This window comes from Synechococcus sp. R70.1 (assembly GCF_047461675.1).
Lineage (GTDB): Bacteria > Cyanobacteriota > Cyanobacteriia > Thermostichales > Thermostichaceae > Thermostichus.
Genome location: NZ_JANSHR010000026.1, coordinates 232768 through 253603, shown reverse-complemented (window position 1 = coordinate 253603; position 20836 = coordinate 232768). Strand labels below are relative to the sequence as shown.

At 59.1% G+C, this 20836-nt stretch carries 21 protein-coding genes and 1 pseudogene; 7 read left to right on the top strand and 15 right to left on the bottom strand.

Features of this window, described 5'->3' with window-relative positions:
* The first annotated feature begins 18 nt into the window (after nt 1–18).
* Complete coding sequence (gene ald / locus NW807_RS04190; protein WP_414425357.1) at nt 19–1110, top strand: alanine dehydrogenase; 1092 nt, start codon at nt 19–21, stop codon at nt 1108–1110.
* Between the two features lie 15 nt (nt 1111–1125).
* On the opposite strand, the gene NW807_RS04185 is transcribed toward ald, so the two are convergent.
* From NW807_RS04185 to NW807_RS04165, 5 genes are all read right to left on the bottom strand, one after another.
* Nucleotides 1126–1758, bottom strand: a complete 633-nt coding sequence (locus NW807_RS04185) for a ribonuclease D (protein WP_414395020.1) — start codon at nt 1756–1758, stop codon at nt 1126–1128.
* 61 nt (nt 1759–1819) lie between these two features.
* Complete coding sequence (gene rpsN, locus NW807_RS04180; RefSeq protein WP_414361099.1) at nt 1820–2125, bottom strand: 30S ribosomal protein S14; 306 nt, start codon at nt 2123–2125, stop codon at nt 1820–1822.
* 548 nt (nt 2126–2673) lie between these two features.
* Nucleotides 2674–4200, bottom strand: coding sequence for a DUF697 domain-containing protein (locus NW807_RS04175; RefSeq protein ID WP_414404705.1), 1527 nt, complete (start codon nt 4198–4200; stop codon nt 2674–2676).
* Between the two features lie 93 nt (nt 4201–4293).
* Nucleotides 4294–5397, bottom strand: coding sequence for a tRNA 2-thiouridine(34) synthase MnmA (gene mnmA, locus NW807_RS04170; RefSeq protein ID WP_414425356.1), 1104 nt, complete (start codon nt 5395–5397; stop codon nt 4294–4296).
* 88 nt (nt 5398–5485) lie between these two features.
* Nucleotides 5486–6196, bottom strand: a complete 711-nt coding sequence (locus NW807_RS04165; RefSeq protein WP_414412363.1) for a HEAT repeat domain-containing protein — start codon at nt 6194–6196, stop codon at nt 5486–5488.
* Nucleotides 6197–6365: 169 nt separating this feature from the next.
* Between NW807_RS04165 and NW807_RS04160 the strand changes: the two genes are divergently transcribed.
* Nucleotides 6366–7193: a hypothetical protein gene (locus NW807_RS04160; RefSeq protein ID WP_414425355.1), complete on the top strand. Its 828-nt coding sequence runs from the start codon at nt 6366–6368 to the stop codon at nt 7191–7193.
* A gap of 23 nt (nt 7194–7216) precedes the next feature.
* Here the strand turns inward: NW807_RS04160 and NW807_RS04155 are convergent, their stop codons facing one another.
* Entirely contained in the window at nt 7217–7804 is a 588-nt protein-coding gene (locus NW807_RS04155; protein WP_414395030.1) for a hypothetical protein, read from the bottom strand.
* A gap of 216 nt (nt 7805–8020) precedes the next feature.
* Between NW807_RS04155 and NW807_RS04150 the strand changes: the two genes are divergently transcribed.
* The gene (locus tag NW807_RS04150; RefSeq protein ID WP_414425354.1) at nt 8021–8944 is read left to right on the top strand and encodes a hypothetical protein; all 924 of its coding nucleotides are present in this window, start codon (nt 8021–8023) and stop codon (nt 8942–8944) included.
* Between the two features lie 51 nt (nt 8945–8995).
* Here the strand turns inward: NW807_RS04150 and NW807_RS04145 are convergent, their stop codons facing one another.
* Together NW807_RS04145 and selD are read right to left on the bottom strand one after the other, a co-directional pair.
* Nucleotides 8996–9508 (bottom strand): hypothetical protein, encoded by a 513-nt coding sequence (locus tag NW807_RS04145; RefSeq protein ID WP_414425353.1) that lies wholly within the window; start codon nt 9506–9508, stop codon nt 8996–8998.
* A gap of 69 nt (nt 9509–9577) precedes the next feature.
* Nucleotides 9578–10633, bottom strand: coding sequence for a selenide, water dikinase SelD (gene selD, locus NW807_RS04140; protein ID WP_414425352.1), 1056 nt, complete (start codon nt 10631–10633; stop codon nt 9578–9580).
* A gap of 114 nt (nt 10634–10747) precedes the next feature.
* On the opposite strand from selD, the gene NW807_RS04135 reads away from it, so the two are divergent.
* Nucleotides 10748–14233 (top strand): DNA polymerase III subunit alpha, encoded by a 3486-nt coding sequence (locus NW807_RS04135; protein ID WP_414425414.1) that lies wholly within the window; start codon nt 10748–10750, stop codon nt 14231–14233.
* Here the strand turns inward: NW807_RS04135 and NW807_RS04130 are convergent.
* The 6 genes from NW807_RS04130 to NW807_RS04105 form a co-directional block, all read right to left on the bottom strand.
* Nucleotides 14222–14497 (bottom strand): glutaredoxin family protein, encoded by a 276-nt coding sequence (locus tag NW807_RS04130; RefSeq protein ID WP_414395036.1) that lies wholly within the window; start codon nt 14495–14497, stop codon nt 14222–14224. The genes NW807_RS04135 and NW807_RS04130 overlap by 12 nt on opposite strands.
* A 10-nt stretch (nt 14498–14507) precedes the next feature.
* Complete coding sequence (locus NW807_RS04125) at nt 14508–15320, bottom strand: carbon-nitrogen hydrolase family protein (protein WP_414404713.1); 813 nt, start codon at nt 15318–15320, stop codon at nt 14508–14510.
* A gap of 36 nt (nt 15321–15356) precedes the next feature.
* Nucleotides 15357–15578, bottom strand: coding sequence for a DUF2839 domain-containing protein (locus NW807_RS04120; protein WP_414395038.1), 222 nt, complete (start codon nt 15576–15578; stop codon nt 15357–15359).
* 106 nt (nt 15579–15684) lie between these two features.
* The gene (locus NW807_RS04115; RefSeq protein ID WP_414425351.1) at nt 15685–16467 is read right to left on the bottom strand and encodes an ABC transporter permease; all 783 of its coding nucleotides are present in this window, start codon (nt 16465–16467) and stop codon (nt 15685–15687) included.
* Between the two features lie 17 nt (nt 16468–16484).
* Complete coding sequence (locus NW807_RS04110) at nt 16485–17225, bottom strand: class I SAM-dependent methyltransferase (RefSeq protein WP_414425350.1); 741 nt, start codon at nt 17223–17225, stop codon at nt 16485–16487.
* A gap of 30 nt (nt 17226–17255) precedes the next feature.
* Complete coding sequence (locus tag NW807_RS04105; RefSeq protein WP_414425349.1) at nt 17256–17750, bottom strand: FHA domain-containing protein; 495 nt, start codon at nt 17748–17750, stop codon at nt 17256–17258.
* Nucleotides 17751–18001: 251 nt separating this feature from the next.
* On the opposite strand from NW807_RS04105, the gene NW807_RS04100 reads away from it, so the two are divergent.
* The 3 genes and pseudogenes from NW807_RS04100 to NW807_RS04090 form a co-directional block, all read left to right on the top strand.
* Nucleotides 18002–18619: a DUF3038 domain-containing protein gene (locus tag NW807_RS04100; RefSeq protein ID WP_414404717.1), complete on the top strand. Its 618-nt coding sequence runs from the start codon at nt 18002–18004 to the stop codon at nt 18617–18619.
* Nucleotides 18620–18636: 17 nt separating this feature from the next.
* Nucleotides 18637–19509: a DUF4335 domain-containing protein gene (locus NW807_RS04095; protein WP_414425348.1), complete on the top strand. Its 873-nt coding sequence runs from the start codon at nt 18637–18639 to the stop codon at nt 19507–19509.
* A 44-nt stretch (nt 19510–19553) separates the two neighbouring features.
* Nucleotides 19554–19831: pseudogene (locus NW807_RS04090) on the top strand (HNH endonuclease); the annotation flags it as partial.
* An 82-nt stretch (nt 19832–19913) separates the two neighbouring features.
* Here NW807_RS04090 and NW807_RS04085 read toward each other — a convergent pair.
* The gene (locus NW807_RS04085; protein ID WP_414425347.1) at nt 19914–20819 is read right to left on the bottom strand and encodes an alpha/beta fold hydrolase; all 906 of its coding nucleotides are present in this window, start codon (nt 20817–20819) and stop codon (nt 19914–19916) included.
* Between the last annotated feature and the right edge of the window lie 17 nt (nt 20820–20836).

Sequence of the window (20836 nt, the reverse complement as noted above, 5' to 3'; positions counted from 1 at the left end):
AGTCCTCCAGGGATCCCTATGCGCATTGGCGTGCCCAGGGAGATTAAAGAGCAGGAATTCCGCGTCGGCCTAACACCAGCGGCGGTGCGGGTCTTGACTGAGCAGGGGCACCAGGTGTGGGTGGAAACTCAAGCGGGCCAGGGAGCCGGCTTTACTGACGAGGACTATGAGAAGGCGGGGGCCAGGCTGGCTGCTACTCCTGAGGAGATCTACCAGCAGCAGTTGGTGGTGAAGGTGAAAGAGCCCCTGCCTGCAGAGTATCCGCTGCTCCATCCGGATCTGATCCTATTTACCTACTTGCACTTGGCGGCTAGCCGCGAGCTCACCCAAGCCCTCCTGCGTTCGGGGGCCACCTGCCTGGCTTACGAGACAGTGGAGCTGGCCGATGGCTCCCTGCCTCTTTTGATGCCCATGAGCATGATTGCCGGGCGGCTCTCGGTGCAATTTGGTGCCCACTACCTCACCCGCCAAGAGGGGGGGCGAGGCGTACTGCTGGGCGGGATCCCAGGTGTGCCACCGGGACGAGTGGTGATTTTGGGCGGAGGAACCGTGGGTACAGAGGCGGCCAAAGTGGCCGTTGGCCTGGGAGCGCAGGTGCAGATTTTGGACATTAACCTGCAGCGGCTCAACGAGCTGGAGCTCATCTTTGGATCGCGAGTGGAGTTGCTCTACAGCACCCCCCAAACCATCGAGGAGTGCGTTCGCAAGGCCGATCTCGTGGTGGGAGCGGTGTTAGTGCCGGGCAGGCGGGCGCCAATTTTGGTGAGGGAGGAGCTGGTGGCCCAGATGCGGCCCCGATCCCTAATTGTGGACGTCGCGGTGGATCAGGGAGGCTGCATTGCCACCACTAGGGCCACCACCCATGCCCAGCCGGTTTACGAAGCCTACGGCGTGTTGCACTACGGCGTTCCCAACATGCCAGGGGCTGTCCCCTGGACCTCAACCCAAGCCTTGGTCAATGCCACGCTCCCCTACATTCTCAAGCTGGCCAACCTTGGCCTGGCCGCTGCCCTGGAACAAGATCTAGCTTTGGCCAAAGGGCTTAACATTCGCTCCGGCAAGCTCATCCACCCCGCCGTGCGGGCTACTTTCCCCGACTTGGCCAACTAGCTTTAGAGGCTGCCACTACTGGTGCTCGAAGACGTTGCTATACCCCAGCAGATCCAGCTCGACAAGGGTGGGAAGGTGCTGGAAGCAACGCTGCGCCAGTTCCCAGCGCTCCTCTCGCTGCAGCATCTGGGCCAACTTGTGGCGCACCGGGATCAAGTAGCGGACGTCGTTGGCTGCGTACTCCAACTGCTCCGCCGAGAGGGCATGGACAGCTCCCCAGTCGGAGCTCTGGGCTGCCTTGTTCAACTCGACCCCGCACAGCTCGCTCACCACATCTTTGAGGCTGTGCTTGCTGGTGTAGGTGCGAGCCAGTTTGCTAGCAATCTTGGTGCAGAAGACCGGCCAGACTTGGATCCCCAGGTGGTAGCGCAGCATGGCCAGGTCAAAACGGGCATAGTGGAAAATCTTCTCGATGCCGGGATCCGTCAGCAGCTTGGCTAGGAGAGGGGCCTGCCTGACGCCGCGGCTAAACCGCAGCAGCACCACCTCACCGGCAGCGTTGGCAAGTTGCACAACACAGAGTCGATCCCGCTGCGGGATCAAGCCCATCGTCTCTGTGTCCACCGCCAGGTAGGCTTCTCCGGCCAGGGCTTTGACCAGGTCGGAGGTAAGATCGTCGTCGCAAATCTGGAAGGGCTTCAGGGCCACGGGCCTAGAGAAGGTGCTTGCCTTTCCAGAGCAGTTGCCAGCAGCCTCCAGCCCATCTGGGCTACCAGCTGGCTTTGACCACGCCGGGTAGCAGGCCGCGGTGAGCCATCTCCCTCAGGCTGTGGCGGCAGAGGCCAAAATCCCGGAAGTAACCGCGGGGACGGCCCGTTTTCCAGCAGCGGTTGCGCAGGCGGGTGGGCGAGCTGGAGCGCGGCAGCTTTTGCAGTTGGGCATGCAGCTCCATGCGGGTGGCCTGGTCGAGGTTGGGATCAGCCAGCGCTGCCTTCAATTGCTGGCGCTTTTCGCGATACTTTTCAACCAAGCGCTGGCGCTTTTTCTCCCGCTCGATCATGCTTTTTTTAGCCACGGCTCACCTGTTTCCCCAATTTTTCAGCTCTACTAGGATAACGAGCAGGGGCAACTGGCAGCAAGGGGAGCCTGCCTATGGGTTAGGGGCACGCTAGTATTGCCGCCTGCGTGGTGCTTGCAAGCCACCGCTGCTGCTGGCCGCGAAGCGCTGGCGGATGCTACGCCATTACCTAGCAGGGATGGAGCTAGTACTGCGGGCGGGGTTCTCCTCTAGTCTTTGATTCGCCGGACAATTGGCCACTTTGTGGCATAACCAACCTTCTGCCTTACGTAGATGGGCTGAGCGAGTAGGCTTGCGAGTACATCCTTTCTGGTAGGCACTTTGCCTAGGCTAAAGTTGGCTCCGTCTTTAGCCGGTGTGCCTTATGGGGGCAAGGAGCAACTACCTGCAGCTTGCGGGGAAGTCACGCCTGTGGAGATCCCTCTGGCGGGGTAGTAGAGGTAAACTCTGCCACTAGCCACGGGTCGTGGAAGCAGGAAGAAAGCCTCAACGCCGAGCGAAAGTCTGCTTTTGCCTGGGGTTGTGTAAGTCTTTCAGAGCGGTTCCTAGCGAAAGCGGAAAACCCGTTCCCAGGCCTGGCGGACAAACTCCCTGAGCCAGCCGGATTTTTGGGCGCTCTCCACCTGGGCCTTGACCACCGCCTGCATGCCTCCCTCTCCCCAGCTTTGGTTGCGCTGGAAGTACTCGATGAAGCTTTTGCCGGCAATGCGGGTGAGATAGCCAGCGCTGGCTGCCTGGATGGGTGCTGTCAGCCAAAAGCCAACAACGCTGACCTCAGCCACTGTAGCTAGGATCCCGGTGGTCAGTTGGATTGCCCCTTCCACCAGACCCAAGCCAGCCAAGGTCTTAGCCAAGGACAAAGCCAGCTCCCGCCCCTGCTGCAGGTTCATCTTGCAGCCGTAGAGGGATCCCAGCTCCACCACCATCTGGGCGTTGATGGCGGCAATGGCCAGGAGATCCAGCGCTGGGATGGGGTTGGCAAAGACCACACCGGTTACAATCCACTGAAAGCGATCGACCACTTCCTCCGCCTGGCGGCGCAACTGCGCCTGGAGAATGCGCTTGGCCTCCTCGCCCAACTGCTGGGATTGCAGGAGGGCATTGTCCAAGGCCAGGGAGCTCCCCTCCGCATAGAGCACCGCCTGCACCCGATCCCGCACTGCCGCCACCTCGGGTTGCGGCTGCCAGGTTTGGGATCCCAGGCGCACGGGGGCCGGATTGGCAGCAGCTGGCAGCACGTCTTCCGGTTGGATAAGGGGGTAAACCCGTTCCCGCAGCCGCTGGAGCAGAAGCTGCTGTTCCTCAGGAGTGTAGAGGTCAATTTTGTTGAGCACCAGGAGGGCCCGTTTGCCCAAGGCCAGAAGGCGGCGCAGGGGCTCCAGCTCCGACTGGCGTAGGTCCCCATCCACCACTACCAGTAACAGCTCGGCAGCCTGGGCCTGAGCCTGGGCCTCTTCTTCCCGCATGGCTCCTGCTGGCCCAATTTCCAAAATGCCTGGACAGTCCACAATCTTCACGGGGTGGAGGATCCCGGGCAGGTTCCAGTCGTAGACGGCCACGGCTTGCGTGGTCCCCAGGGTGGCCCCCACTGCTCCCACTGGCCGCCCCAGGAGAGCGTTCACCAGCGAGGTTTTGCCCGACGAGCCTGTGCCGAAAACCACCACCTTCAGTTGAGGCTGGGCCAACTGCTGGGCTAAGCGGGCTGACCGTTCTGCCAGCGCTGCTCGGGCCACCTGATCCTGAATCTGGGCTACTTGAGCCTCCAGTTGGGCCAGGTTGCGCCGGGCCGCCTCCCACTTTTCGGCGGGGGTTGTCGGGGGGGCTAGCTGAGGAAGGCGCTGGGTTGGAGACGAGGAAGCTCGGCCAAAGAGAAACAAGTAATAGACCGAGGCGGCCAAAAACACCACTAGCAGCAGCGTCAGCACTCCAACTAACAGACCCCCTAAAAGGGGGTGGTAGCGGGTGGCGTAGTAGAGCTCGAGAAAGGACTGAATCAGCCACACAATTAGGCCTGTAAACAGGGCCAGCAGCGCCAACAACAGCAGCAAGCGCAGGTAGAAAGCCAAGCGCATGGGCCTCAATAGCCACAACCGATTGACTCTAGCCGCGGCTGCCCCTATCCCGCCAGCTTGAGGTCCTGCCGCTGCGTTCTGGCAAACTTCCAGCTAGGAAAGAGGGCGCTCGAGGATGCCACCTCCCAGCAGCAGATCCCCCTGGTACCAAACAGCGGCCTGGCCGGGGGTGACGCCAAACTGGGGCTCGGCAAATTGCAACTTCACGCGTTCCGGCGATTCCGGGATCAAGGTAGCTGGCACGGCAGGGGTACGGTAGCGCACCTGCACTTCTACCTCCAAGGGCTCGGTTGGCGCTGGGATCGACACCCAGTTGACCTGCCGCACCCAGGCTTCTGCTTGGGTGGCTTCTTCCCGCTCTCCCACCACCACGCGGTTCATGGCTGCATCGATGCGCACCACATAGAGCGGACGAGGGGCAGCAATGCCTAAGCCCTTGCGCTGGCCAATGGTGTAGTGGTGAATGCCCTGGTGGTACCCCAGGACCCGCCCCTGAGTATCGACAATTTCCCCTGGCCTTTCCCCCAAGTGCTGATCCAGGAAGTTGCGCATCGAGCCGTAGGTTTCAATTAGGCAAAGATCCTGGCTCTCCGGCTTGTTGGCGGTGGCCAGGCCGTAGCGCCTAGCCATCTGGCGGGTCTGGGCTTTGGTGTACTCGCCCAACGGGAAGAGGCTGTGGGCCAAGTGCTCTTGGCTGAGGTCGTAGAGAAAATAAGACTGATCCTTTCGGCGATCTACAGCCCGCAGCAGTTGGTAGCGCCCTAGCTCGGCGTTGAAACGTACCCGCGCGTAGTGGCCAGTGGCAATCTGCGAGATGCCCAGCTGCTCCTGGGCGTAGGCCAGCAGGGGACCGAACTTGACCAGCTTGTTGCAGCGGGAGCAGGGCAGGGGTGTGATCCCGTCCGCATAGCCGGCTAGCAGGTACTCGACAATGTGGGCTTGGAACAACTCGCGGCTATCCACAATGTGGTGCGGGATCCCCAGTTGCTCACAAACAGCAGCAGCATCCACCAGGCCGTCGGTGCAGCACTGGCCTTTCCCCCGCATCAGCCACAAAGTAACTCCTTCCACAGCGTAGCCCTGTTCGTGGAGGAGAGCTGCCACTGTGGAGCTGTCTACCCCCCCAGACAGAGCCGCCACGATGCGGGGCCGAGAGGGAAGTCCGGCTATCTCAGGATGGGGTTTGGTAGCCACCATAGAGCAGGGGATAAGAACAGAAAAGCTTGCCTCCTCCTCAAAGGAGCCCTCCAGCAAGCTGAACCCCGATCTTCAGCTTAGCTTGCTTCTAATCCGCTGTTGGGGATCCTGCTTCTAGGAAGCCCCTTTGGCGCAGCCGTCGCAGGGAATCCAGAGCGGTTGCGGCAACGCTATCGTTGGGATCCTTGGCCAGATAGTTGAGGGCGGAAACGCTCTTGGGCGAGGGCAGATTCCCCAAGGCCTGGGCCAGCCGCTGCCGCACCAGCCAATCTTCCGATTGGGCAAAGCGCAAGAGGTGATCCAGCGCCCGCAGATCCCCCAGTTCCCCCAAGGCAGCGATGGCCGCCTGCTGGAGCAGCTCTTCCGGCCCCTCCAACGCCCGCAGCAGTACGTCGTAAGCTCGGGGATCCTTCAGGTTGCCCAACGCTACGGCAGCACTAAAGCGCACCAGCCACTCCACATCTTCGTAGAAGGCACGCACCAGCGCCTCGAAAGCCCGGGGGTCTTCTAGGTATCCCAGAGCGCCTGCTGCATTGGCGCGAATGCTGTAGTCCGGGTCCTGGGTGAGGATCTCCACCAACTTAGGCAGACAGGCGTCAGTTTGCTTGACCCCGAGCGCAAAGACGGCAAAAGAGCGCACTTGCAGGTTTTCATCGTCAACGACCTGCAGAATCAGCGGCACTGCCTGCTCTGCTGGCACGTCCCGCAACTGCGCCAAGGCCAGCATCCGATCCGCTGGTCGTGGGCTGCGCAGCCGCTCGGCAATCTCCTGTAATTGGCTAGGGTTGGCGGGATCCAAAGTGGGGAGAGCCAGAATGTTTACAAGTTTTAATTATGGCAAACTTTGCTGCCTTGGGTCAGGAATTGCTGTTCTAGTGGGAGAGGCTTGACAAAGAGGCAGATCGAGGTTAGCCCCATTGCGAGGATTTTGGATATTTTAGTCCAGAGACGCTCTCCCAGGGGTTTTTATGGTTCGCCCACTGCTTTTGCTTGGGATCCTGCTGGGGTTGGCAGGAGGCATGTCTCTGGCTCCCGCTTTGGCCAACGCCCAGGCAGTTCGGGACGCCGAGCTGGCCCTGCAGCCGCTTTTGCCGCCGGGATCCCGCATCCTCCGCTCCCGCCGGCTCAGCAACACGGAAGCGGAAGTCTGGGTAGAATTTCGCGGCAACAGCAACCCCGTGATCATGCGGCTCAACCCCTCAGGCCGTTGGGAACAGGACATGAATGCTACCCTGGCCCGTGGAGCTAGCCAGCTGCAGGCTCTTGCCCGGCAACAGACGGCGGCTCTGCCCGAAGGCTTTGGCCAGACTGCTCCCGACCAGCCTCGGCCCTTGCCAACCCAACCTGCCTCCATCCTGATCCCACCTGTGGATCGGGAGCAGGAAACCCAGCGGGCTCTGAGTAGGGCGGGACGGGCGGATCCCTTTGTGCCCCAGAACGTGCGCGCTCCCGAGCCCCCTCTACCACCCCTAGATCTGCCGCCCCTTCCAGAACTGCCTCCCCTGGAGGGCGAAGTGCCTGTAGGCGTGGCTACGCCGCTCCCCACACCTACGCCAGATCCGGCTGCTTTTGCCCGCAGCGTGCAGGTTTCTGGGGTTATCCAAATTGGCCGTGAGTCCTTTGCCCTCATTTCTGCCCCTGGCACCCTTCCCGCAGTTGTGCAGGCTGGGCAAAACTACCAAACTGCCCAGGTAGCCAAGGTATCGGTGCCAGAGCGGCAGGTTGTGCTCTCGGAAGGGGGGGAGACGGTGGTCAAAACGATGCAGAATACAACAGTGATTGTGGGGGCGCCGTAGCCTGTCAGCCCTGGTGGCAAAACTTAGAAGCGGGGCTCACTGCCCAGGCGGGAGGGCTGCTGCTTGAGGTAGCGCAAGAACTCCCGCAGCTCAGTTTCAGTCAACTGGTGGCGAGATTTTTTCTGGAAGCGACGTTCCAAAAACTCTTGGCCCTCCTTGCGGCCCCAGCCAATGCGCTGCATTTCCACGTCCGTTTGCGCAATGAGATCCGAAAGGTCGTCGCTTTGCGTCTCCGCTTCTTTAAGGGCCTGGGATCGGGCTGAGATCCCTGCTGCTTCAGGGGTTGGAGGGGTAGAGGAAGACTGGGACTGTTCATTGCCCAAGTTAGGAGTTGGCCAACTGGGAGAGGACAGATAGGAAGCCCTGGCAGGGGCAGCGTCTAGGCCTAAACTTAAAGAGGAGGTAGGGCGACCAAATCCTGCATGCTGAAGAGCCCGCTTCAAGGCAGCATCTTCAGCTTCTTCGATGGTGTTTGAGCCGGCCATGCCACTGCCCAAAACGGTGTTGTTCACCACTACCTGGGCTTTGACGATGTAGATCCCTTCTTCCACGCGCAACAGATCGGTGAGCAAGCTGCCCATGGGGTACCGCTCTCGAAAGTCTTGAATCATCTTGGCGCCGGAATCTGTTGCTTCTAGAGCCCCAACTCCAGGCTAGCTTGAAGGTACGCCCTACATCCAGATCTTCTTACCCACATTTAAGCCAGTCGATATTGGCTAGAAATGTTTGCCAATAGGAGAAGTCTTTCCTAGCAGTTAACGTCTGGCTCGGCAAAGGTATGCTTAGGCTAGGAATCTACCAGCAGCACCCAGGGAGGCACAGCAAGTATGGCTAGCGATACCACGGCGGCCAAGTCAGCCAGCTTGGGGCAGGCAGCTATTCGAGAGCGCAACTATGGCACTGCTTTGCAGTTGTTGCGGCGGGCTTATCGGGCCGATCCCAGCCCTGAAAATGCCCTTTGGTTGGCCACTGCCTACGAGGAGGCAGGCTACCTTCAGTTAGCTGCTCTCTATCGAGAATTGGCCCAAGAGCGCAGAGAGACTCTCAAAGCAAAGTCTCCCCGCACCCTTGAGGAGCTGAAGCAGCCATCTCCCCAATCGCCGGCTCGCAAGACCCTTCCCTCGCCGCAGCCGATCCCGCTGTCAAGTCCGTCCACCTCTTCTGGGGATCAGCCAATTGAGCTCTCCAAGCCCACACCCCTGGATCCCAAAAGCCTCAGCCGTCGGGTACCTTTGCGAGGGCAAGCCACAGAGGCTGCCTCTTCCGGAGAACAACCGGCCCAAAACGCCAACTACCTGCCAGTTCAACACGCCCCAGATCTGCAAAACCCCCAGCAGGGATCTCCCTTCGTGCGGCGGCTCAACCAACTGCATCGGCAATTTAAGGATCGGCCTACGGCAGAGCTGGCTCTGCAACTGGCGGAAGCCTACGACGAGCAAAAGAACTTCAAAGAGGCCCAGCGCTACTACCGGGAAGTTTTGGATTTGGATGACTCTTGGCTGCTGCGACCGATGGTGCTAGAGCGCCTGGAAGAACTGCAGCGCCTGCAGGGGCAGGAAGGCCAAGCGAGATCCCTGGCAGAGCCTTCAGCCCAGAACTTGCTCAGGCTGGCCGAGAAACTGGAACAGGAGGGGGAAATGGCTCGGGCTGAGCAGGTTTACCGGCAAATCCTGAAAATGAATGCCACCCTGGACATCCATGCCAAAGCGCGCAAAGGACTAAACCGGCTCTATCCCAACGGCAAGCCGTGATGCCAACCAGCCCAGGCAGACTCAATCGCCCAAGGAATAGCTGGGGCAAGGTTATCGAGGAAAGGAGGCGCGGAGACTCGCAGCTTTGGCCGTGGGGTAGCTTACTTCCCTGCGGGCTGCGGCAATGGTCTGGGGCAGCACCCCTACCAGCCGCGCCAAAACCTCATCGGGGAGTTGGCTGACCACCTCAGCAGAGAAAAACTCTTCTAGGCTAAAGAGCAAGATTCGTGCCCGCTGGGCCGACAGGGGGTTGTCGGTAATCTGCTGCAGCCAGCGCATCCAGTGCAGCCGCTTGGCATAAGCATTCTGCCGCTCTTGGTAGCTCCGGGGATGCAACAGAGCCACATCCCCAATCGGAACCACGCCGCTCGACTCCACGTCCAAAGGACCCCCGACTGCAGCGCCCGGCCCGGCAAACTCGGCATGAAACGTTTTGCAGATGATCAAGGCGTTGTGTCGCTGGGGATCCACCATCAGCAGTTGGCCACTGCTGAGGCTGCAGACTAGCTGCTCTGGATCAACCCACGGAACCAGGCTGTGGCTGTTGGGAGAGGACTCGTTCATACCCCTCCAAGATATCTCGTTCCCCTTACATGAGATCTTCAACTTTTGCAGCCCTGCTTGACCAAATCTTCATCTTGGGATCTCGCCGACAAGCCGGATGGCGATCCCTTTGCCGGCCTGGCAGCGGCCAATGCGACGGGCATAGGGGTAGCCGGCCTCCTGCAGTTCTTGCAATAGCTCCGCCGTGTGGCTCGGATCTACAGCCACCAACAAGCCGCCGCTGGTTTGCGGATCCGACAAGAGCAATTGCTGCCACTCGGGCAGAGAGTTGGCCTCTATTCCCTCATAGCTTTGCCAGTTGCGACGGGCTGCGCCTGGGAAGATCCCAGCCTCAGCCAAGGAGAGGGCTTCTGGCAAAAAGGGAATGGCAGCCAGATCCAACTCAGCGCTCACCCCCGAGCCACGGCAGACCTCTAGCAAGTGTCCCAAAAGACCAAAGCCCGTTACATCGGTTAGGGCGTGAACCTGGGCTCGCCGGGCCAGTTGCGGGCCAATGCGGTTGAGCTGGGTCATCACTTGTAAAACTTCTGCATAGCCCGCTGTGCTGAGCTGACCCTTTTTCAGGGCGGTGGTCATTACCCCGATCCCCAGCGGCTTGGTCAGGATGAGATCGTCGCCAGGCTGAGCAGTGGCGTTGCGACGGATGTGCTGCGGGTGGGCCAGCCCTGCCACCACCAGGCCGAAGATGGGCTCAGGGGAATCGATGGAGTGCCCCCCAGCCAGAGGGATCCCCGCTTCCTGACAGACTTGGATCCCCCCGGCCATGATCTCCCGAATGACCGACAGGGGCAGGGTGTTGACCGGCATGCCCAGGATGGCCAGGGCAAGGATGGGCGTGCCCCCCATCGCGTAAACATCGGAAAGGGCATTGGCGGCAGCGATGCGGCCAAAATCCACCGGATTGTCCACGATGGGCATGAAAAAGTCGGTGGTTAGAATGAGGGCCTGCTCGTCGTTGAGTTGGTAAACGGCGGCGTCGTCGCTGGTTTCAGCTCCCACCAACAGGGCTGGATCCGACCAGAGGAGGGGCAGCTCCTTGAGAATCTGCTGCAGCAGCGCAGGGGCAATCTTGCAGCCGCAGCCGCCACCATGGGAGTACTGGGTGAGGCGAATAGGAGGCTCCATATCAGGCGAAGGGCGAAAAGGTGGGCTTGACTTCACTGTAGCGGCCTCTGCCGGCAACTGGAAAAGGAGAGCGCTGGGTTAAGGTTGAAGGGATCCCTTATCCCTACCGTTGCCATGGCCTTTGTTCCCTTGCACTTGCACAGCGAGTACAGCCTTCTAGACGGGGCTAGCCGACTGCCACTTTTGATTGAGCAAGCAGTGGCTATGGGTTTCCCAGGGCTGGCCCTGACGGATCACGGCGTTATGTACGGGGCCATCGAACTGGTGAAACTGTGTAAAAGCAAAGGGATTAAGCCAATCATCGGCAACGAAATGTATGTTATCAACGGCAACATTCGGGACAAAAGCCGCAAGTACCCCAAGTATCACCAAGTGGTCTTGGCCAAAAACACCCAGGGCTACAAAAACTTGGTGAAGCTGACCACCATTTCCCATCTCCACGGCGTTCAAGGCAAGGGGATCTTCGCTCGACCCTGCATCAATAAAGAGTATTTAGCGCAATACAAGGAGGGGTTGATTGTTACCAGCGGCTGCCTTGCTGGAGAGGTTCCCCAGGCCATTTTGCAGGGGCGGCCAGAAATTGCTCGTCAGGTTGCCGCCTGGTACCAGGAACAGTTTGGAGATGACTACTACATCGAGATCCAGGATCACGGCTACCGGGAAGACCGCTTTGTCAATGTGCAATTGGTTCGCATTGCTCGGGAGTTGGGGATCCCAATCATCCTCACCAACGATACCCACTTTATTTCTTGCTGGGATGTGGAGGCCCACGATGCCCTGCTCTGTATCCAGACAGGCAAATCCCTCACCGAGAAAAATCGCCTTCGCTACACGGGCACAGAGTACCTAAAAAGCCTAGAGGAAATGCGCCGCCTCTGCCGCGATCACCTCGAGCAGGAGGTCATCGACGAGGCGATTGCCAATACCCTCAAAGTGCTGGAAAAGATTGAGGACTATGACCTGTTTGGGGAAATACGCATGCCTGACTACCCAGTTCCCCCAGGTCATTCTGCCGATAGCTACCTTGCTGAACTAGCCTGGCAAGGCTTGGCAAAGCGCTGTGGCGTCGCCCATCCGGATCAGATCCCCCAAAACTATCGGGAGCGCCTGCGCTTTGAGCTGGATATCATCCAGCAAAAGGGGTTTTCCAGCTATTTCTTGGTGGTCTGGGACTATGTTCGCTATGCCCGTGAGCACGGGATCCCAGTGGGCCCAGGCCGTGGTTCGGCAGCCGGATCCCTGGTGGCCTACGCCCTACAGATTACCAATATCGATCCTGTCAAATACGGGTTGCTCTTCGAGCGTTTTCTCAACCCAGAACGGCAATCAATGCCAGATATCGATACTGACTTTTGTATCGAGCGTCGGGGAGAGCTGATCGAATACGTAACCCGCAAGTATGGACAGGAGCGAGTGGCTCAGATCATTACCTTTAACCGCATGACTTCCAAAGCTATCCTCAAGGACGTTGCTCGGGTGCTGGATATCCCCTATGCCGAAGCTGACAAAATGGCAAAGTTGATCCCGGTGTCCCGGGGCAAGCCGGCAAAACTAGAGGAGATGATCGGCGAGAACACTCCTGCTCCGGAGTTCAAGGAAAAATATGAGAAAGACCCAACCACCCGCCGCTGGATTGACCTAGCTCGGTTGCTAGAAGGCACCAACAAAACCTTTGGAGTCCATGCCGCTGGCGTAGTCATCTCCAAGGATCCGTTGGATGAGATTGTGCCTTTGCAGTACAACAATGAAGGCCAAATTATTACCCAGTACTCGATGGAGGACATCGAGTCTTTGGGCTTGTTGAAGATGGACTTTCTGGGGCTGCGCAACCTAACCCTGATCCAGCGGACTGTAGAGCTAATTCGAGAACATAGAGGCGTTGTGATTGATCTGGACAACCTACCACTGGACGATCCAAAGACTTACCAACTTTTGGAAAAAGGGGAGGTGGAAGGGATCTTCCAACTGGAATCTTCCGGGATGAAGCAGGTGGTGCGAGAGCTCAAGCCCTCAAATCTGGAAGATATTTCCTCGGTCTTGGCTCTCTACCGACCGGGGCCATTGGATACGGGCATGATCCCAGACTTTATCGATCGCAAACATGGCCGCAAGCCGATAACCTATGCCCACGACCTTCTCAAGCCAATCCTTCAAGATACCTATGGGGCTATCCTCTACCAAGAACAGATCATGCGCATTGCCCAAGACATGGCCGGCTATACCCTGGGCCAGGCTGACCTGCTGCGGCGGGCGATGGGGAAAAAGAAGGTCTCGGAAATGGAGAAACACCGCGAGCAGTTTGTTCGAGGAGCAGTCGAGCGAGGTGTGGCTAAAGAAGTAGCCACGGAGCTCTTCGACCAGATGGTTGCTTTTGCCGAGTATTGCTTTAACAAATCCCATTCTACAGCCTACGGATTGATTACTTTCCAGACCGCCTATCTAAAAGCCAACTACCCAACAGAATACATGGCAGCGCTGCTTTCTTCTGTAAGCGGGGATCAGGATAGAGTCCAGCGCTACATCACCTACTGCCTGTCAATCGGAATCCAAATTGAGCCGCCTGACATCAACCGCTCCGGCCTAGACTTTACGCCTCAGGGATCCAGCATTTTGTTTGGTTTGGGGGCAGTGAAGAATGTAGGCGAGGGAGCGGTGCAAAACATTCTGGCCACTCGCCAGGCTGGCGGCCCCTTTACCTCTTTGGCCGACTTTTGCCAGCGGGTCGATCTGCGCATCGTCAACCGCCGGGCCATAGAGTCGCTCATCTGTGCAGGCGCTTTCGACGGTATTTCCGGCAACCGCAAACAGCTCATAGCGGATCTGGATCCCGTCCTCAGTTGGGCGGCGGAGCGGGCCAAGTCCAAAGCCATTGGCCAAGCCAGCCTGTTTGATTTGCTGGGCAGCAGCAGTCAGGGCTTTACGGAAGCGCCCCAAGGGCCTGCAACTGAAGATTTTCCACCGCAGGAAAAGCTGAGGCTAGAGCGGGAACTGTTGGGCTTTTATGTTTCGGATCACCCTCTGCGGCGGCTCCAAAAGCAAGTACAGCTGCTAGCTCTTGTCAACCTCGCTGACTTAAAGACCTGCTCGTCCGAGGCCTCAGTCGGCATTCTCGCTCTAGTGACCGCCATCAAAACCGTCAGCACCAAAAAAGGGGAGCGCATGGCCATTTTGCAACTAGAAGATCTGACAAGCACTTGCGAAGCGGTGCTCTTCCCCAAGACTTACAAGCGTTTGCGCAGTTGCCTGCAGGTGGATCAACGGCTCTTGGTTTGGGCTAAGGTCGACCAGCGGGATGAGCAGGTGCAATTGATTGTGGAGGATCTGCAGCCCATTGAAGCAGTAAGCTGGGTCACGGTGGAAGTTCCCCTGGACTCTGCTGGAACCGTAGAGGAGCGGCGCCGTCTGCAAGCGGTACTTGCCGGTCAACGCTCGGAAGCTCAGGAAGAAAATCGCATTCCCGTGGTGGCTGCCCTCGTCGCCCCCCCCCACACCCTCTGGGTGCGGCTGGGATCCGAATTTTGGGTGAAAGATGCCGAGGCCACCGTTGCAGCTCTGCGCCAGGCCGGCTACACTGCCCGCAAGGAAGCGCTAGCCTCCTGAGAGACCACCCAACTGTTGTCCCAGCCAGCTGCGCAACTGCGCTACCGTTAGCCGCGGAGAAGGGCGCGGTAGGGGCTGTTCCGGATCCCCAGCCACCTTCAGCACGGGAACCTCGAGGGAGTACTGCTCCCACCAAAGGGGGTTGGAAGTAATGTCACGGATTTCCAGCTCCCTGACTTCAGGGATCTGCTGCAACTTCTCCGCTAAGCCCTCGCAGAGGTGGCAGCCAGGCTTGCTGTAGAGAATTAGCGGCGGCCAAGGCATAGGGGATCCCTCAGGCAAGCCGACGGTGTTGCAGCGAGGGCATCTGCCGTCGGACAAGCTGCAGCCGCTCTGGGTCGATCTCAGCAATGGCCGCCCCTGGTTTTTCGCCGCCGGCATCCGCCAAGATCGTCCCCCAGGGATCCACGATCATGGCATGCCCGTGGCACTGCCGCCGCGCGTAGTGGGTGCCCACCTGGGCAGGGGCGATGACATAACAGGTGTTTTCAATAGCCCGACACTGCAGTAAAACCTGCCAGTGATCCCGGCCCGTGTATGCCGTAAAGGCGGCAGGGATCAGCAACACCTCTGCCCCCCGATCCACCAGGGAGCGATACAGCTCGGGAAAGCGCACGTCGTAACAGACCGAAAGGCCAAGGGTGCCTAGCCGTTCTTCCTGGTAGACAACCACCTCGTTGCCGCTCACCACCGTGTTGGACTCGCGGTAGGTGTTGCCGTCGGGCAAGTTGACGTCGAAAAGGTGGATCTTGCGGTAGCGAGCCAGCTCTCTGCCCTCTGGGCTGTAGAGGGCGGCCGTGTTGTACACCTTGCCCTCTCCATCTGGCACCGGGTATCCCCCACCCAGCACAAATACCTGGTAGCGCTGGGCCATCTTGGCCAAGAATTCCTCCGCCCGCTGCGCGATCTCCGGAGCAAGACGAACTTTCTCTTCCTCTGGCCCCATGAAGGCAAAGTTTTCCGGCAGGGTTACGAGCTCACAGCCCCGGCGCGCCGCAAAGTCAATCCACTCCTCTGCCTGCTGGAAGTTGCCGGCCAGATCAGGCGTGCTGGTCATCTGAAGGGCGGCTGCCAAGTAGGATTGCATAGGGAAACTCCGGGAAAACTCAAAGGATCCAGCTGGCTAGCCCGCCAGATGCCACCAGCCGAAAGCAGGCCCCACAAATCGCACTATCACCCAGACAATGGCTAGGAGAATAATGCCGGCCCAAGTGCCTCGAGTTGTCCAGTTGTAGATCGTGCGGGCTTGGGCTTTGGTGAGAGGAATGCTTTTGAAGCTGGGAAACAGCAACTCTTGGTCGGGATCTGGGCTGCTGCGGGTTTTGCGGCGTTTGGCTTCGCCCATGACCTGGCCTCCAAGGGTTTTGGCGCAGTCGCGACTTTCATCTTAACCTAATTCCCTTTGAGCCTCTCCTAGGCGGTGGGGTCGGCTGCAGTTGAGGAGGCAAGACTTAACTAGAAGCGCTGGTGTAGAAGCGCAAGGCAAAGCGCCAGAACAGATGGGATCCCCACAGCAACCCTCCTGCCAACAGGGCGGATCCCACAAGCCAGGGCCATTGGGCTCGCCCCAACAAAGCTTCCGCCGGCACTGTGGTCAAGAAAGCCACCGGCACGACGAAGGTAAAAAACAGCCGATAGGCCACCGGATAGGCCACCAGCGGGAATCGCCCAGCCTCTACCAAGCCCCGCAGCACCTCGGTGACGTTGTAGATCTTAACAAACCAGATGCTGGTGGCCGCCAGCATAAACCAGAGGCTGTAGAGAATGACCAGCCCCAGCAAAAAGGGCACTAGCCCCAGGACATAGGCCCAGGCTGGCAGCTCCAACTGGATCCCGGCGTAGAGAATCAGCAACAGGCCAAAGCCGATATCCACCAGGCCCCAGGGAGAGAACACCCGCGTTGACAGCCAAAACTGGCTGCTGATGGGCTTGAGCAAAACAAAATCCAGGGTGCCCTCCTGCACCTGCTGCACGATGCGATTGAGGTTGACGTTAAAGAGGCTGGTCGACACCCCCTGGAGGATGGTGAACACCCCCAGGACGATGAGCGCCTCCGGCCAACTCCAGCCCCCCAAGCGGTGCCCCTGCTGGTAGAACAGCGACAGCCCAAACAAGGCTGACGCCAGGCCGCCTAAGCTGCTGAGGCTGGCAAAGAAAAAATTGGCCCGGTACTCCATTTCTGCTGCTACAGAAGTGCTCCAAAACAGCCACAACACCTGCAAGTAGCGCAGCACTTGGGTTCTCTCCAGTCTCAGCCTTTATTCCACTTGCGGTAGCAGCGGGCAGTGATGAGATAGGGATGAAACACTTCCAAAAAGTGACTTTGCAGCACCTGGAAGAATTGCTCAACTTTCTGGGGGTCGTCCAGGTGGAAAGGAAACTCGTCGTTAAACCCCTTGAAAAAATACCAGTTGATCAACAACTTACCTTCCGGCTTGAGCCAAGCGTAAAACTGGCGCAACTGAGCTGCTGGATCTGGCAGGTGTTCCACCACATCGAAGCAGAGGATGGTATCAAAGATCTCTTCTGGCAAGGTTTCTGGACAGTGGATCCGCTCGCTTAGACCCAATTTTTCCGCCCGCAGTTGTACAAACTGCCGATGGATGGGGTTGATATCCCAAAAAATCACCTGCTCCACTGCTGGGCAGAGGGCTGCCCCAATGGTGTGGGTGCCAATGCCTCCGCCAAAATCCAGCACCAGCCCGCGGGCCTGATCCGCCACCAGGCGCAGGGTGTCACCGATGTAGTCGGTGCTGCTTAGGTGCCAAGCGGCCAAGTCCAGCAGATAGGCAGATCCCACCCGATCCCGGTAAAAGGCCTCTACCTGATCCCAGCCGAAGTCGCGCCGGCCCAGCTCTGCCAACTGTTGTTGCCCAGCTCGCAGCTTTTCCTGCAGCTCGGCGGCTTCAAGACCGAGGAAGGCTCCCAGGTGAGCTTCCAGGTCAAAGCCATTTTGCCAGTAGCTGCTCAGCGCAGGGGGAATGGAAGCCACGGGAACCCAAAGCTCACTAGGCTGCTGGTCTCAGGATACCGCAAGGCAGGGGATGGCAGTGAAGCTTTCGTTCTCTCTGAGCGCTTCTTTCTCGGTGTCCTGCTGGGATCCCGGCTCAGGAACATTGGGCGGCGTCTTCAAAAGGATAGCCAAGGTATCGGGACTGAAGTGGTCGGTGCTCCTAACAATGGCTGTTACCCTCGGCCCAAACCCGATCTGGTCAAAAAGCTGCAGCCGATGAGAGGAAACCCGTTTCCCATTGACGAACAAACCATTGGTGCTTTGACGAGAGCCAGGGCTGCCGTCAAAGATCACGTAGCTGTATCCAGCCTGGCTTTCTTCAGGAACGCGGATAATGACAGCGTGCTGGCGGGAAACAAAGGGGTCATAGAGACGGATGTGGCTGTTGGCGGCTCGCCCTACCGAGTAGTAAATCTTGTCCAACACAACGCCGCGCTGGCCCAGCTGATCCTTGAAGATCAGGATTAGGGGGGCAGGGCTGTGTTGGGAAGCATCCATGCTCATCTGGAACAAGGTCTAGCATTGCCCTGGCCTTCAAAAAGGCAGGGCGTTACACAGAAGCTGCAGCTCAGTTCAAGTGGGGCTTCTCCTCTCCCTGGGTTTGCTACAGTATACATCGCCAATCTGAAGGGAGGTGGAGTAGAGCTCTATACCTGGCGGCCGAGCTCTTGCCCAAGGCAAAGAGGTGGGTTGCGAGTTTACCCTGGAGAGGAGATCATAGAGTCCTATCCGAGCTAAAAGTTCCCATTAACAGCGTGACAGTGGAACCTAGGCAGATTCAGTTAGATCCTCAAGCCCTTGGCCCCACCACAGCTACTGCAGCCATCAAAGCCCACTTGGATTTGCTGTTGTTGGGCCTGGAGTCCTTGAGCGGGGAGAGTTCCGAGGCCGTTCTGGCAGCAGCCAAGGCCCTGAACCTAGAAGAGTACATTGGCGATCGAGTGGCCCTCTGGCGCCTGCGCAACGCCAATCCCCTCCGCCGCACTAGCGGTGAACCCAAGAAAGTCGAGATCGCAGAGGCCCGCGCCCTGGCCAGAGTAATTGCCTATCTGGCAGCCCAGCAACAGGCCCGTATCCGTAGCACGCTGGAGCAACTGGAAGCTGCCCTCAAGCAGGAGCTCAGCCCTTTCCGTCAGCCGCTGGTGGGCGATTATCTAGGCGAGTTTATCTCCCACTACCGCAGCCGTATGGTGGATGGGGATGTCCGCGATGAGGATAGCCTTGCCGAACTGGCTCTGCGCATCCTGATTGAGCTGCTGTTCTACAGTAGCCCCCGGGGAGCAGAGCGCCTGTGGAAAGCCTTGCTCAATCGCCCTGAGATGGATCTCCCTGCCAGCAGCAAGGTAGGATCAGATGCCCTGCCCTCTTCCTAGCCCTCAGCCTTGGAGTTATGCCCAGCCTCACCCTCAGCCAAACCTATCACCAGCCCACCTCGACCCTCACCGTGCGCGGGGAAGCGCCCCTCCCTTCCCGGCCAGTTGATGGCTCTGCTAGGTTGCCATTACAGGCGATTGAGAGCAACTTTGAGTGTCAGCTGGAAATCCGCCAGGGAGAGACTACCAAAACTCTGCAGGGAGACAGCGTTTGGCTCAAGAATTTGATCACGGTGATCGACCGCTACGTTGAATCCCAGCTCAGCGGTACGCCCAAGGGAACTTTCAGTGGTACGGCGGCCATCCGCCCGCTGGATTTTATTTCCCACCGCCTTACGGTGCGGCAGGGGGAGGATCGCATTGCCCAGGTGGATCTGTCGATGACGCAGTTGTATGACCTCCTGGAAAACCTCTCGCAGGCGGCTGAAGATCTGCCCCAACTGGACAAACTGGCAACGCCGCCGACGCCGGCTTGGTATCGACAGCCCACCGCAATTGCTGCCTTGCTGGCGGGCGGGATTGCCCTGGTGGCTGGGGTTGGCCTCTGGGTCAGCCGCAGGGATCCCCCCCCTCCTCCCTCCCCACCCCAGGAGCAGCTCACTGCGCCGGAAGCCGCTGGAGATCTCCAGCAGCGTCTGGAGAGTACCCTGGCCCAGCGGTGGCAGTCTCCCCCAGGTTTGCAGGAGAGCTTAGTCTACCGGGTAACGGTGGATGAGACGGGATTCCCCTTGGCTGCCGAACCAAAGAATGCGCCCGCTCGGGAGCGCCGCGCCATAACCCCCTTTGCCGACGTGCCTGAGGTAGCGCCGGATCCCTTGCCAAGGGGGGCTAGGCAGTTTCGCGTCAGCCTGGGGCCGGCTGACCAAGTGGAAGTGGCCGCAGTCCAGTAAAGCTGGGTTCAATTAGGAGCTGGCGCCTTTTGGAGCGGGTGGGGATCCCCAGCACGGGCAAGGTTTTGGTAGCCAATGCCTCCTACGAGCCGCTCAACATCACCAGTTGCGCCGGGCTATCGCGCTGCTCAAGGGCAAGGCTGAGCAAATCGGGCACAACGGTAAAGTAGTCCACGGCAACGTTCTTCTGCCTACGGTCATCCGTCTTCGCCACTATTGGATTCCCCTGACGCAGCCCAATGTCCTCCATCGCGATGGGCACCGCTGCCAATACTGCGGCTGCTATGGTGAAGACCTCACCCTAGATCCCGTGATCCCGCGGCGCCAGCGATACCTGGGAAGTGGCTGAAGTATACCATTGGCCTGGAAGGAGCTTTGCCGCCACAGCCGTTGGACAACCTCGGCTAGATCCTCATGGATGGCGGCACTAGCGGGGAGGGGAAAGGGATCCTCTCCTCGATCCAGCGATGGATAATGGCATTAACCTCGGCGGGACACTCGTCGTGGGGGCAGTGGCCAGCTTCCAAGAAGTATTCCACTGCCGTGGGGTAGTAAGTGCGATAGAGCTGCGAGCGCTCGCGAACCCGCATCCAGGGATCCCGCTCGCCCCAGATGAGCAGCAGGGGTCGCGCTAGGCTGCGCAGCAGCTCGTCCACGTAGCGTCCTTTTTGTCCGCCGCGCATCAGAGCCACAAACACATCGGCCGCCCCCGGCTCCCGCGTAGGCCGGTGAATGTCTTCCACCAGCTGGTCTGTCACTGCCGCCTGATTGTAGTAGACCTGCTTGAGCTTGGCCCGGATCACCTGGGGCTGGCGCAAGTACTGAAACAACAGGTAAGACACCAAGGGCTGACGCAGACTCCAACCCACCAGCTTGCCCAGCCACTGCCGGGATCCCTTGGCAGTGGAAAAGCCGCCGGCTCCATTGAGCAGCACCACACCCCGCACCCATTCGGGATGCTCCGCTGCCAGGCTAAGCACCACATAGCCGCCCAGGGAGTTGCCAATGGCCACCACTGGCTGTCGGATCACCTGTTGACAGAAGTCCCGCAGTTGGTCTTTCCAGAGCTCAGCGTCGTAGTTCCACTTGGGCTTGGCGGAACGGCCAAAGCCAAGCAAATCAATGGCATAGACCTGGTAGTGTTGCGCCAATTCGGGAATGTTCTTGCGCCAGTGGTCAGTGGAGGCTCCAAAGCCGTGCACCAACAGCAGAGGCTGGCCCTGCTCGCCCTGTTCAACATAATGGACAGGCTGCCCTCGCCAAATCCAGCGGGCCGAGATAGGAGTGGCCAGTGCCGATGTTGAAGCCATAAGGGTTGCTCGCAAGC

Excerpts from the sequence above, each read along its gene's own strand:
- ald (WP_414425357.1), top strand. The coding sequence starts at position 19 with ATGCGCATTGGCGTGCCCAGGGAGATTAAAGAGCAGGAATTCCGCGTC.
- NW807_RS04175 (WP_414404705.1), bottom strand. The coding sequence starts at position 4,200 with ATGCGCTTGGCTTTCTACCTGCGCTTGCTGCTGTTGTTGGCGCTGCTG.
- mnmA (WP_414425356.1), bottom strand. The coding sequence starts at position 5,397 with ATGGTGGCTACCAAACCCCATCCTGAGATAGCCGGACTTCCCTCTCGG.
- NW807_RS04160 (WP_414425355.1), top strand. The coding sequence starts at position 6,366 with ATGGTTCGCCCACTGCTTTTGCTTGGGATCCTGCTGGGGTTGGCAGGA.
- NW807_RS04155 (WP_414395030.1), bottom strand. The coding sequence starts at position 7,804 with ATGATTCAAGACTTTCGAGAGCGGTACCCCATGGGCAGCTTGCTCACC.
- NW807_RS04150 (WP_414425354.1), top strand. The coding sequence starts at position 8,021 with ATGGCTAGCGATACCACGGCGGCCAAGTCAGCCAGCTTGGGGCAGGCA.
- NW807_RS04145 (WP_414425353.1), bottom strand. The coding sequence starts at position 9,508 with ATGAACGAGTCCTCTCCCAACAGCCACAGCCTGGTTCCGTGGGTTGAT.
- selD (WP_414425352.1), bottom strand. The coding sequence starts at position 10,633 with ATGGAGCCTCCTATTCGCCTCACCCAGTACTCCCATGGTGGCGGCTGC.
- NW807_RS04135 (WP_414425414.1), top strand. The coding sequence starts at position 10,748 with ATGGCCTTTGTTCCCTTGCACTTGCACAGCGAGTACAGCCTTCTAGAC.
- NW807_RS04130 (WP_414395036.1), bottom strand. The coding sequence starts at position 14,497 with ATGCCTTGGCCGCCGCTAATTCTCTACAGCAAGCCTGGCTGCCACCTC.
- NW807_RS04125 (WP_414404713.1), bottom strand. The coding sequence starts at position 15,320 with ATGCAATCCTACTTGGCAGCCGCCCTTCAGATGACCAGCACGCCTGAT.
- NW807_RS04120 (WP_414395038.1), bottom strand. The coding sequence starts at position 15,578 with ATGGGCGAAGCCAAACGCCGCAAAACCCGCAGCAGCCCAGATCCCGAC.
- NW807_RS04105 (WP_414425349.1), bottom strand. The coding sequence starts at position 17,750 with ATGAGCATGGATGCTTCCCAACACAGCCCTGCCCCCCTAATCCTGATC.
- NW807_RS04095 (WP_414425348.1), top strand. The coding sequence starts at position 18,637 with ATGCCCAGCCTCACCCTCAGCCAAACCTATCACCAGCCCACCTCGACC.
- NW807_RS04085 (WP_414425347.1), bottom strand. The coding sequence starts at position 20,819 with ATGGCTTCAACATCGGCACTGGCCACTCCTATCTCGGCCCGCTGGATT.